The sequence below is a fragment of the Secundilactobacillus sp. MJ173 genome, assembly GCF_059704265.1.
Map to the genome: position 1 here is coordinate 1 of NZ_BAAKGN010000044.1, position 13,047 is coordinate 13,047.

Sequence of the window (13,047 nt, forward strand, 5' to 3'; positions counted from 1 at the left end):
GACTGCTTTTTAGTCATCGTTTTTTTTACGGTAAACAGCAATTAATGAACTTACTGAATCAAGTCCCATAATCACCGCCATCATCCACATTGCGGCCATATTGTTCATGCTAAGCAACAGACCGATCAAAACGATATTCAATGTAAACACCAACCACAAAAAAACCTTTGACATCTTGTTCATCAAACTTCCCTCTTTCGTTTGCTAGTATAGTACAAATTATTTAGGTATTCCTTAAAAAGTGTCGCAATTTTACAATATTTCACCGTTTCGCGATATAATAGAAAAGAATATGAGAGGAGAAATAAATGATGAGTGAAGAAATCTATCACGATTATTTTTTTGACGAACCTGCATTCAATACTCATGACGGTGGTTACGTTCCGTTAGAACCGGCCACTGCCCCCGAAAAACCATTGGCGATCCCCGCACTTTTAAAACCGGATAAAGAAACCGATACTGATATTTGGTATACAGTAACGGCTCAAGCTGGCGAAACCGCAATTTTGCCCGGTAAAAAGACGAAAACCTGGGGCTATAACGCCAGCATCCTTGGACAGACCATCGTTTACCCTGTTGGTAAGCACATTCATGTAGCCTTGGAAAATCATTTACCAGAGCTCACAACTTTTCATTGGCATGGCCTAATTGTCTCCGGTCCCTACGTTGATGGCGGTTGCCATGCGCCCGTTTATCCGGGTGAAACCAAGCACATTGATTTCACCCTAGATCAGCCCGCCGCGACGACTTGGTTACACGCTCATCCGTGCCCATCAACTGCCGAACAGGTTTGGCACGGCCTAGCAACCATGGTCCTGGTAACTGACGATCACATCAATTCCCTACCTTTGCCACACAACTACGGCGTGGATGATATCCCGCTGGTTTTGCAAGATCGTCGATTCCACGAGGATAATCAATTAGACTACCATGCTGACTATGATCCAGATGGTGTGCAAGGGCCAACTGCTCTCATCAACGGAACGGTTAACCCAGTTTTCGATGTCACCACTCAAAAATTGCGGCTGCGAATCCTAGATGGCGCTAACCGTAGAGAATGGCGGCTGCACTTTTCAGATAACCTGAAATTCGCTCAAATCGCAGGTGATTCCAGCCTTCTTCCCGAACCAGTTTACATGGACCACTTGATGCTGACCTGTGCCGAGCGAGCTGAAATCGTAGTTGATTTTGCCAACTATCACGAAGGTCAAACTGTCACGCTATTCAGCGATGATGTGCCAATTCTAAAATTTAAAATTCACCAATTTGCCAAGGATACAACGACCCTCCCAGATCATCTGCTGACCATTAACAAACCAGAAGTCGATCCTAAAACACCCGTTCGTAAAATTGAAATGAGTGGAATGGACGAAGCCGTTATGTTGGATGGCAAGAAATTCAGTATGCAACGCATTGATGCCACTCAGCCAGTCGGTCAAAGTCAGTATTGGGATATCACCAACACTAACGAGGAGGACTCCGGGATGGTACACCCCTTCCACGTTCACGGCACTGAGTTCTTAGTGATTTCCCGTAATGGTCACGCACCATACCCCAACGAGCACGGTTTTAAAGACACTGTTGGGGTCAACCCAGGCGAAACCGTTCGTCTTCTAGTTCGCTTTGATCTACCCGGTGTTTACATGTACCATTGCCACATTATTGAACATGAAGATGGCGGAATGATGGCTCAAATTCAAACCTATGAAGCAGGCAAACCAATGCCTAAATACAAGCTAATGGATATGGAAACTTTAATGAACGCATTCGCTGAAGAACGCGGTATCGATCCAAAAGATTTGTGGATGGCTGGCATGGATTCTTATAGTAAATACGATATGAAAATGTAGCGATTCTTCACTGAAGAAATACAAATACTAAAATAAAAAGCGCTCGAATTGTATTTTCGAACGCTTTTTACTATCCACTTATTTAATTTTCGACCAATTAATTTCTCGTTGCTGATGATAATATTGACGATCGTGTTCGTTAATTTCTCGCATCACACGACAAGGGGTTCCCACCGCCACTACGTTAGCTGGAATGTCTTTAGTCACAACACTACCAGCACCGATGACAGAATTATCACCGATGGTTATTCCTGGCAAGACGATGACCCCCGCACCGAACCAGCAATTACGCCCTATTCTAATAGGTAGATTATACTGGTATTCTTTTTCTCTCAGTTCCGGCAAAACTGGGTGGGTCGCCGAATCTAAGGTCACATTAGGACCAAACATGGTGTGATCACCAACGTAAATGTGAGTATCGTCAACTGCAGTTAAATTATAATTAGCATAAATGTGACTGCCAAAATGCAGGTGCTTACCACCAAAGTTCGAATGCAGTGGCGGTTCAATATAAGTATCCTCACCAATTTCAGCAAACATCTGTTTAAGCAACCGTTGACGCCCCTCGTGGTCACCAGGCCGCGTCTGATTAAAATCATAAAGCAGTTCTTGAGCAGCTTCCTGTTCCTTTAAAATCGCTTTATCCATTGGTAAATAAAGGTTACCATTGTGCATATCCTCTGTCATATAACTTTTCCTCCTAGTATCTAACAAGTCCATTATAGCAAACATGTAAACGTTTACCAGCCTGTATTTTGATGGTTGCAATGACTGCCGAATAACCCGTAGAATAACAAGCCAATTATACGTCAAAGTCAAGTAAATGTGCTATTATGTCCTTGCTTTAAGAGAATGTTTGATTTATGAGAGAAAGGACTGATTATGATGGCAAAATATCGTTTAAATGATTCATTTAAAAGATTCCCCGGCCATTATTTATACGTGATTGCATTAGTCTCAACGGGACTCTTTTTCGGTCGTGTCACAACGACTAACGTAAAAGCTGCTACTCCGGAAGATTCGACCACTGCTAACGACGCAACAGAAACAACCGAGCAACCGACTACTAGTACTGTATTACGAACAACTTCAACTGTATTAAATGATAGTATATCACTGAAAAGTGTTGGTATTAAAGTATCGTCAACTATTACTGGGGTTAATCAGCTACAAGAATCAAACAGTAATGTTTCTCAACCCACGACGGGCTCGGCAACAACAGAAATTAATGGTTCTAGTGACTCCAATGCCACGGAAACAGCTAATCAATCTGGTTCATCAACGAATACTTCAACCGCTAGTTTTAGCGTCACACCCGCTGAAGAAACGATACCGACGACTGATGATACAACGACCTCGTCCGATACAAGTAACCCTAGTAGCACAGAAGCACCAGTATCAACCGCAGAAACGCCAACGACCTTCGCTGCTGATCCACAAAACGCTACCGTCATTGCGCCCGATGCTTTGGGTGTTAAACCAGTCAGCGACATCAAATTAAACGTTCCCGTTCCCACCGATGGTAAAGACGCCATTAAGGCTACGAACAACTATTACTACACTATCGACGGTGATATTAATATCTATAATCAGCTGGCTAACTATCATGGTAGCTTAAAAGACGCCTCTGACGGAGCATGGCAAGGTAGTGCCTTCGCCGCTAACATTCCAACAAACGCTAATGGTGTAGATCCAACAACAGGCGCGTATTACATTGATGAGTGGATGCCTGATATTTGGCTTCAGTACCTACTTTGGTCAACAAAATATACGACTCAATATCGAAGTTGGGCGGCTTTTAAAAATCTTTTTTCAAAATCAAATTTAAGTAACCTAACAGACTTCACTGTAACGGAGGCATCCCAGCAAACTAGTTCAACTAACCTGACCCCCACACTTACTTATACAGCGTTGGTCCAGACGCAATCTCTGGAAGGCCTTCAATATGCGCAAAATTTGAACACCATTAATTTCACCGTAAATTCTGACGTTTCTGAACAGGAATATGATGGGGATATCCAGAGTCACTTATGGGATATCAGTGCTCTAGGAAAAATACCTAACTTAACAAGTGTCCGTCTTTTATACACATCTATTCAAAACATTTCTGCGCTAAGGGCTAATCCTAATCTGCAAAATATTGAATTAAGTTTTAATCAGATTAGTGATATTAGTGGTTTCAGTAGCAAATGGACACAGCCAAATCCCACTGACCCTAACAATAGAAATAGCATAGGAAGTTCACGCTACAATGGCATTAGTTTACCATTGCTTGTTCTTAATCCTGGAACCACAAGTGTCGAAGTCACCTATAACGTTAAAGGTGCAGATGGATCCTTGAGTCATATGATTCCCTCAGATGGTTTTGACTTCGATCTTGAAGTAGCTGGACAGTTTAAAGCAAGTACAGCGGACGCAGTGAGCGAAGATAATCACACTATCGTTTTTTATAACTTGCTAACACCACCTGCAGGTAACGTTGGTTGGCTTTCTGCGGCCCATACCTTCTACATGGACGGTAATGACGGTTCAGCCTTCGATGTCTGGGTATCCATCCCCTACATTATTAGTGACGATTATGGAACGACAAACGTAAATTATGAAAATCTACTACCAAATGGTCAACAGGAAGAAGTCGCAACGTCAACGCCACTGAGCGGTCCTGTAAATGAGGCTTACAATGTCTTGACTGACCCCAACACGACTTATCCGTTGGAATGGCTATTAGATAAATACGGCAGCAATTATCTAGTCTTGGACGGTACGGGCAACTATTCTGATTACGTAGCGAACAACGGTCTTGCTAAAGCGGTCCCAGTTACTGGCACTTATGCGACTGACCCGCAAAATCTAACCGTCCTATTCGCCCCAACGAGTCCACTAGCGATACAGCGCGGGTATTATGATTCAAATCATACTTTTGTCCCACTTACTTTAGAAACAACTGTTGACCAATCTACAACCACCAATCTAAGCCTTAAAGATCAAGCAACTTCAATCAGCAATTTCCACTATACTTCTGCTGAAATCGTTGCAACAGACGGTACGACAACAGTTTTACCCGAAACAACAACCGATGTGCCCTATTTAGTTAATGGCTTTCAATTGCGACTTGTCTACGCGCCTGATGCAGCCACTATCAATTTCACTTATAAGGATAATCTTGGAACTACACTGTCTCAAAGTGGGTCTATTACCGGCACAACCCTTAGCACAGTTTCTCCAGAAAGTAACATCGGCCAGATTGAAATTCCGGACTATACTTTTGATCACTACGAAACCCATGATGGCACGCCAATCACAACACCCATGACCTACGCCGACTTACAAGCTGGCTTAACTCTGGTTTATAAAGGAAACACGTTGCCAATCAACTTGAATTACATTGATAACTTAGGCAATCAAATTCATCCGTCCGTACCGCTATCTGGTGTTGTTAATGCAGTACTACCTAATAATTTCATCAGCGACAATCAAATCAATATCCCGGATTATACCTTCGATCACGTTGAGCTCACCAATCATCAGCCTTTCTCAGCCGACGCCACATTTAATACCATTCGCGATGGACTCACCTATGTTTATGCACCAAACTCAATTGCCATTCCTATTCATTACCGGGATTCAAGTAATCATAAAATTGCGGAGGACGGCAATCTCGATAGCCCAATCAATGCTGATGTAACCCCTGAACAAATTAGTGATGTAGAGATTGCAATCAAAAATTACACTTTTAAAGAAATCCAAGATAGCACCGGCAACCCGATTACTTTTCCAATGAGTACCGAACAGATCAGAGGTGGCATTACCCTCATTTATAATGAAAATGAAATTTCGATACCAATTACCTACGTTGATTCAGACGGTAAAACGCTTCTATCATCTAATTTAATCGAAGAACTGGCAACTCACCAACTGACGGCTGCTCAAATCGCCACGATTACCGGTTACACACTTAATAATCTCCATGACCAAGATGGTAACCAGATAACACTACCGACTACTTTCGGCGAATTAGTCGGTAGACAGTTACAGGCGGTATACGAACCCATTCAAGTTGCCGTACCCGTTCAAATTGTTGATGCGCACGGTAATGTGATTGGGAACTCACTACCGATTACCGGTAACTATCTTGATCAGCTCACCGAAGACCAAATCAGAGTATTAGCACCCTCAGTGAACGGCTATCTCTATTCGAATACTCAAGATTCAGCTGGTCAGGCACTAACCCTGCCGATCCAGCTGGGTGAAATCGATCCTGCTGGAATAAAACTTGTATACAGTGAAAACGATGTAGTTATTTCCGTTAAATATGTAGACCCTGATGGTAATGAACTTAGTCCCGCTGTTGCCATTGACGATAAATTTACTGGCACGTTGAGCCGTGAATCGTTGGAACTACCAGCGATTACTGGCTACACCATTGATCAAATTACCGATGGTACTGGCAATCCTATCGTGTTTCCAACTACTTTTGGTGCGATTCGAGGATCCATTCAGGTCACTTATCAGCCGATTCAAGTAACAGTTCCTGTTCAGATTATTAACACTAATGGTGTTGTTATTGGCAATTCAGCACCGATCACTGGCAACTATCTCAATCAGCTCACCGAAGAACAAATCAGAGCAATGGCGCCTTCAATTAATGGCTACCTTTATTCGAATACCCAAGATTCAACTGGTAATGTGCTAATCCTACCAATTCAATTAGGTGATATCGAGCCAGCCGGAATTAAACTTATCTACAGTGAAAACGATGTGGTCATTCCCGTTAAATATATGGGACCAGATGGTAGTGAACTTAGCCAGACTGTATCGATTACCGGCAAATTTACTGAAACCCTCACTCGTAATCAACTACAGATACCTAATATTACTGGATATGCAATTAATTCAATTACTGATGACACCGGTGAAACGATTACTTTACCAACTACCTTCGGCGCCATTAAAGGTAACATCCAAGTTATCTATCAACTGATTCAGGTTACCATTCCGGTTCAATACGTTGATAACGAAAATAATGCCATTGCCCATTCAAGTCAAATCAGTGGTAACTATCTGGACCAGCTCACCACAGATAAGATTGCTGAACTGGTAACGCCAATTAACGGGTATACCTACGTTGAAGCACAAGACGCCACTGACAAATCACTCAGCCTACCGGTGACACTAGGCACTATCACTAACGGTATCAAACTTGTATACAGCGCAAACGAAGTGCCAACTGACATCACCGTCACCATTCACTACGTTGATCCAAATGGCAATCAAATTCAGCCACCAACTACCATTCATGGCAACTCAAGCGATTCACTGACCTCTGAACAAATGAACATCCCTAATCTGCCTGGCTACATCTTCGATCATTTTGAAGACAATGCAGGCAACCCACTTTCATTACCAATCACGTATGGAGAAATCAACGATAGCGGTCTGCACGTCATCTATCAGCCAATCAAAGTCACCGTGCCGGTTTACTACTTGGATGACAACGGTAAGACAATTGCGCATACTCAGCAGATTCCCGGTAATTATCAAGATCCGTTTACTACTGCCAATCTAACTGAACTTCAGCAAGCCATTCCTGGTTACCAGTTTTCAAATGTGCGTACGGTGAGCGGCGAAACATTGGCTCTACCAACCGTCCTTGGTGAACTGCAAACTGGACTTTATCTGATTTACACCGTAAATAGCATCAATGTCGTTCCGCCAGAAACGCCCGATGTGACGCCACCAACTGGTAAGCCAGGCGACATTACTCCAGAGAAGGTTCCAGCAAAAGTCATTTATGCCATGAAAGAAATCAGCCTGCATACCACTGCTAACTTTACCAGCGATAACATCATCATGACCTATGTGAAGAAGCCACGGATTTACTGTCCCCGTTTCATGGTGATTGATACGGTTCGTGACAGTCAAAACCGACTGCGCTATCTGGTACGCGACATCAACTCTAAGAGTGATACCTACGGCTTGATCGGGTATATTACAGCTGATCCCGAATACGTTCGCAGCGCCTACTACCACATCGTTCCAGCTACAATTACGGTGATTAATCCAAAGGGCATTAACGGTTACGCTAACAACGATCTTACGGGTAAATTAGCCCACTATGGTCAAGGCACCGTTCTAAAAGTCGCTGGCATCCTCAAGGATAAGACAGCCACCCGCTTCATCCTTACTAACGGCCAAATTGTCACAGCAAGTAAAATTCTCGTCAAAATGGGCACCATCCCGCAACCAAAACGTGCAACCAAACTTAAAGCGCTCAATCGTTACGGTGATCTGGATTTAACCATTAAGCTTGAGCACTTCAAGAAAGTAACGCCAAGGTCGTTCAGTATCCTTAACTGGGACTACAGCGATGGCTATAACTACCACGTTAAATCACTGAAGCGCTACAAAATCGATAATGGCTACATTACCGCCTATAGTAAGTTGGTAAAAAGTGACTACTAGAAACCAAAAACCGTTGCTACTTTGTTAAAAGTAACAGCGGTTTTTATTGTAAACAACTTAAAAGTTAACTTTAATGATTGTCTTCTTATTTGCGGTGATCCATTTTCCTGAGGTTAACTGAATCTTAGTCATCTGACCATTCTGCTTAATCAGTTTGGCGGTAACAACCGTTCCTTTTTTAAGGTGTGATTGTCGTTGACTAACCCTGAAAGTAGCATGTGGATACTCGTAAATCCCCTTAGTCGCAATCACTTTAATTCGTTTTGGTAGGGTCTTGTAGTACAAACCCGCGATAATTTTGGCATTAGCAGAAATGTAGCCATTTTTTACTTTGTAGCGTAAAGCTCCGTTCTTAGAGTGTGCCACGCCTTCAACTTTAAACGTGACTGCTTTAGTCCTTGGTTGCTTATTGAAGTGCTGTACCCGCTTAGTCAGGTTTGCATCCCGATATACATTGATACCCGTTTTAGCATAGACAAAACGCGGGAAATCAACTGTCTTTTTAGTTGGTTGACTAGGTTGTTTAACCGGATTATTCGACTGACTAGAGCTATCTTGACTGCCCTGATTATTTTGACTCGCTTGATTGTTTGAATCAGGCACGGTTGGCGTGGAAGACTGACTTTCTGATGAATTATTATTTGATTGATCAGCCTGCTTTTGATCATCCAACATCTTGAACTGACCGTTAGATTCAAATAATTTTCCTAAGGCAATCAATGTCTGATCCTGTCCTTTAGCAGCTTGGAGTTGAATCCCCAATGGCATCTTATTGGCACTCACGTAGGTCGGCAAACTAATTGCTGGTTCTCCAGTCAGATTAGCCAATTGTGTAAATGGTGTCTTAGTCAGTCCATGAAGCCAGGCATCATAGATCAACTGCATTTGCTGAGCGCTGTCTAATGAACCGATATGCCGTAGCTTTTCAACGTATTCCGGCAAAAAGGCTGGATCATCATTGCTTGGCGCAGTGGTTGCAGTCGTCGGCGTCAGATAAATTGGATACTGTTTATGAAAATCGCTCATTTGCTGTCTGGCAGTTGCAATGGTTTGTTGAACCTGAACACCATCGGTAGCCGGGTTAAGTTTCTTGCTTGCTTCATACAAGGCATAAGTCATGATGCTGCCGTCATCTGGGCCTAAGTCTCGCTTGAACTTACTTCGTGCAAATGAATTTGCTGCAAATCCGCTACTGGTACCTGACTTATAATAAGCCATCATTAACGCCTTACCGTCAACCGGACTGTCGACTTGCTTAACGTTAAAGCCCTGAGCTTTAAGGAACGAAACTGCTTGCTGAACCGCATCGACAGCATCTTGACTGACTGGCGTTCCAACGGGTGACTTCGTTGAATAAGCAATGGTTTCTTGTTTCAAGTCGCTAGGTGCTGGCTCGTCAGTCACCTTTCCGCTCAACATATTATTGAATAGCGTTTCAGTATCTGCCATTGACTTAGTTTCAGCAAAACTAGCCATTGAACTGGTCGCACTATCACCGGTAATCATGCCAGAGGTTGGCTTGAGACCAATCAAACCTGACCATGAAGCCGGGATTCGAATCGACCCACCGGCATCGTTGCCCGTTGCTATGGGCACCATGTCGTCTGCCACGCTAGCAGCCGCACCACCAGATGAACCACCAGGATTATTCGAAGTATTCCACGGATTTGAAGCAGTCCCGTATAAGTTTGATGTAGTGACATTGATCAATCCCAGTTCGGGATAATTTGTCTGACCGATGACAACGAAACCTAGACTCTGCAGCTTAGCTACAAATGGTCTGGTATAGCTTGCAACTCGGTCACTAGAATATGGAAGCCCTTGGGTAGCTGGCTCGCCCTTTAATTCTTGTGCCAATCCTTTGATTAAAATTGGCACCCCGTAAAACGGCTGACCCGTATCCTTCATTGCATCAGCTTCACTCAAAGCTTTATCTTCCCGTAAAGTTAAAACAGCGTTTAACTGCGGGTTATCCTGCTTGATCTTTTGAACAGCTAACTTGATCAGTTGCTGTTTGGTGACCTTGTTACTACGGACCATTGCGGCTAACTGTGACGCAGTTGAGTGTTCATACTGAGATAGTGTCAGTGTGCTTTGCGATGCAGCAGTTGTAACAGTTGCCTGAGAACTGGTTTCAGCCCCCTGAACAATCGTCTGACCACCTAAGCCAAACATTCCCAAGGTTACCAATGTTATAAGTAGCCCATTACGCAATTGATGCTGGTTGTGCTTCCCAAACCAACCCATTTATCCATCCCCACTTTCAAATATAGTTGAAATAGTATTGCTCATTTAGACTACGCCACTTTCATAATAAATGAAAGCGCTTTTCAAACATTATAAATTACTGAACACTAATGATTATTATTAAATATAAGATATTATCAAAGCGAAATTTAAGTAGAACGCGCATGGTATATTATTAATGGCTTCACAAGAAAGTTTATTGTCAAAACTTCCAGGGAATTTAAAGTCATTATTATCTAATATATGTTATAAATAAAACATTAATTATATAAAATAATGTTTTATTTTCAATATCTATTTTCAGAATATTTTTTAATTTCCCTTTTATTTCAATTTCAAATCGTAAAATCAATTAATCAAAAAACTCAGGCAATCAAAACCATTGCCTGAGTCCTTAAACTTCTAATTAATCTGCTAGTACTCCATGAACCACCATCACTTGGCCTGCTTCATCGGGTGCTTCCAACCAGTGAAATTCACCAGGTTGCATCACAACTGCTTTTCCTGGCACCAACGTGGTAACTTCATCGTCGGTATGAAACTGAATTGAGCCCTTGATTGCCACGACAGTCACAGTCATTGATGAGCGATGACGTTTAATGGTAAAACCTTTGGGTAAAACTAACCTAACGATGGATAAATGGTGCTCTACCATCATTCGATCTGGTCCCTCTGATACTGTTGTATCTGGTGTTAATACTTTCATGATTGCCTCCTATATTGTTTATTGCGTATGTAAATAGTAGCAGAGAGCCTGCTACTATTAATTTTTGATTAAGCTCTTTTACTTTGTGGTCTTACTTCTATCTAGCCTAATCGGGCTACAAGAAGGCAACGACCTGCGCACAAGGGGCTCTACCACAAACCCAAGTTCGGGGTTTATGGTAGAGCCCCTTGTGCTTCGGTCGCTAACCGCCTTCTTTTCGCACCTTACTCTAATCGGGCTACTACAGGCAGAGAGCTGCATGTAAGTCAGTAACGGCATAAATCCAAGTTCGGGATTTTTGCCGTTACCGCCTTACACTCCGCTCTCTAACCGCCTTCTTTTCGCACCTTGCACCTAACCTATTGACCCCTCCATCTCAAAACTAATCAACCGGTTCAACTCAACCGCATATTCCATCGGCAGCTGCTTAGTGAAGGGTTCCACGAAGCCCATAATAATCATTTCAGTCGCCTTTGACTCCGAAATCCCTCTAGACATCAGATAGTACAGTTGTTCCTCCGAAATCTTTGAGACCTTTGCTTCATGTTCCATGGCCACATTGCCGTTATAAATTTCGTTATACGGAATCGTGTTTGACGATGACTGGTCATCCATGATGATCGTGTCACATTCAACGTGGGCCTTTGAACCATCCGACTTCTTTGTGAAACGAACCGTCCCACGATAATCGGTAGCACCACCAGTTTTAGCAATTGACTTTGAGACAATTGAACTAGATGTATTCGGTGCATTATGAATCATCCGCGCACCAGAATCTTGACGGATACCGTTAGAAGCAACGGCAATCGAAAGCATCGTCCCGCGGGCATTTTCACCATCCAAGTAAACGCTTGGGTACTTCATGGTTACCTTAGAGCCTAAGTTACCATCGACCCATTCCATGGTGGCGTTCTCCTGAGCTGCGGCCCGCTTCGTTTCCAAACTATAGACGTTGTCCGACCAGTTTTGAATCGTTGTGTAACGGCAATAAGCATCCTTTTCAACGTTCACTTCAACTACCGCCGCGTGCAAACTATCAGACGAATAGTTCGGTGCAGTACAGCCTTCCACGTAGTCCACTCTGGCACCTTCGTCCACAATGATCAGTGTCCGTTCAAATTGGCCAGAATTCTCCGCGTTCAAACGGAAGTAAGCTTGAATTGGCGTCTTAGTTTGGACACCCTTTGGCACGTAAATAAACGAACCACCGGACCAAACAGCACCATTCAGTGCAGCAAACTTATTGTCAGTCGGTTTAACTAACTTGCCAAACCATTTTTTGAACAGCTCTGGATATTCACGCAACGCCGTATCGGTATCGGTGAAGATAATCCCCAGCTTTTCAAAATCGTTTCGCATATTATGGTAAACCACTTCAGATTCGTATTGTGCCGATGAACCTGCAAGGTAACTACGTTCAGCTTCTGGCACGCCCAAACGGTCAAAGGTCTTCTTCAGATCATCAGGGACGTCATTCCAATCCCGGTACTTTTTATCGGTCATTTTTTGATAGTAAAGCATATTTTTTAAATCAAGCTCGCTCAAATCTGGACCATAATCCGGCATGGGCAGCTTTTTGTATGCTTCATACGATTTCAGACGATAGTCCAGCATCCATTTAGGTTCCTTTTTTTCAGCTGAAATCTTCCGAACCGTTTCTTCTGTTAGCCCACGACCCGTGGAATATGCTGGCTTGATATCGTCGTGAAAACCGTATTCATAATCTTTATCGTTAGCAACAATGTCTGGGACATTTTGTGCACCTGTTCCTTCTGCCATTTG

At 43.0% G+C, this 13,047-nt stretch carries 7 protein-coding genes; 2 read left to right on the top strand and 5 right to left on the bottom strand.

All coding sequences use genetic code 11. From position 1 onward, the window contains the following. Positions 1-9: 9 nt before the first annotated feature. Positions 10-183 (bottom strand): hypothetical protein, encoded by a 174-nt coding sequence (locus tag AC6H04_RS07090; RefSeq protein WP_497571040.1) that lies wholly within the window; start codon positions 181-183, stop codon positions 10-12. A 128-nt stretch (positions 184-311) separates the two neighbouring features. Between AC6H04_RS07090 and AC6H04_RS07095 the strand changes: the two genes are divergently transcribed. After that, positions 312-1,850, top strand: a complete 1,539-nt coding sequence (locus AC6H04_RS07095) for a multicopper oxidase family protein (RefSeq protein ID WP_497571041.1) — start codon at positions 312-314, stop codon at positions 1,848-1,850. Positions 1,851-1,928: 78 nt separating this feature from the next. Here AC6H04_RS07095 and AC6H04_RS07100 read toward each other — a convergent pair whose 3' ends face one another. Then, on the bottom strand, positions 1,929-2,537 hold the full coding sequence (locus AC6H04_RS07100) for a sugar O-acetyltransferase (RefSeq protein ID WP_497571042.1): 609 nt from the start codon (positions 2,535-2,537) through the stop codon (positions 1,929-1,931). Positions 2,538-2,735: 198 nt separating this feature from the next. Between AC6H04_RS07100 and AC6H04_RS07105 the strand changes: the two genes are divergently transcribed. Continuing rightward, positions 2,736-8,312 carry a MucBP domain-containing protein gene (locus AC6H04_RS07105; RefSeq protein WP_497571043.1) on the top strand — a complete coding sequence of 1,859 codons (5,577 nt, stop codon included), beginning with the start codon at positions 2,736-2,738 and terminating at the stop codon, positions 8,310-8,312. 57 nt (positions 8,313-8,369) lie between these two features. Here the strand turns inward: AC6H04_RS07105 and AC6H04_RS07110 are convergent, their stop codons facing one another. The 3 genes from AC6H04_RS07110 to sufB all read right to left on the bottom strand — a co-directional run bounded on the left by AC6H04_RS07110 (position 8,370) and on the right by sufB (position 13,044). Further along, positions 8,370-10,559 (bottom strand): amidase family protein, encoded by a 2,190-nt coding sequence (locus tag AC6H04_RS07110; protein WP_497571044.1) that lies wholly within the window; start codon positions 10,557-10,559, stop codon positions 8,370-8,372. A 406-nt stretch (positions 10,560-10,965) separates the two neighbouring features. Beyond that, positions 10,966-11,265, bottom strand: a complete 300-nt coding sequence (locus AC6H04_RS07115; protein WP_497571045.1) for a cupin domain-containing protein — start codon at positions 11,263-11,265, stop codon at positions 10,966-10,968. A 354-nt stretch (positions 11,266-11,619) separates the two neighbouring features. Further along, positions 11,620-13,044: a Fe-S cluster assembly protein SufB gene (sufB, locus tag AC6H04_RS07120; RefSeq protein WP_497571046.1), complete on the bottom strand. Its 1,425-nt coding sequence runs from the start codon at positions 13,042-13,044 to the stop codon at positions 11,620-11,622. Positions 13,045-13,047 lie beyond the last annotated feature (3 nt).

Coding starts and splice junctions, on each gene's coding strand:
- AC6H04_RS07090 (WP_497571040.1), bottom strand. CDS start 183: ATGAACAAGATGTCAAAGGTTTTTTTGTGGTTGGTGTTTACATTGAAT.
- AC6H04_RS07095 (WP_497571041.1), top strand. CDS start 312: ATGAGTGAAGAAATCTATCACGATTATTTTTTTGACGAACCTGCATTC.
- AC6H04_RS07100 (WP_497571042.1), bottom strand. CDS start 2,537: ATGACAGAGGATATGCACAATGGTAACCTTTATTTACCAATGGATAAA.
- AC6H04_RS07105 (WP_497571043.1), top strand. CDS start 2,736: ATGGCAAAATATCGTTTAAATGATTCATTTAAAAGATTCCCCGGCCAT.
- AC6H04_RS07110 (WP_497571044.1), bottom strand. CDS start 10,559: ATGGGTTGGTTTGGGAAGCACAACCAGCATCAATTGCGTAATGGGCTA.
- AC6H04_RS07115 (WP_497571045.1), bottom strand. CDS start 11,265: ATGAAAGTATTAACACCAGATACAACAGTATCAGAGGGACCAGATCGA.
- sufB (WP_497571046.1), bottom strand. CDS start 13,044: ATGGCAGAAGGAACAGGTGCACAAAATGTCCCAGACATTGTTGCTAAC.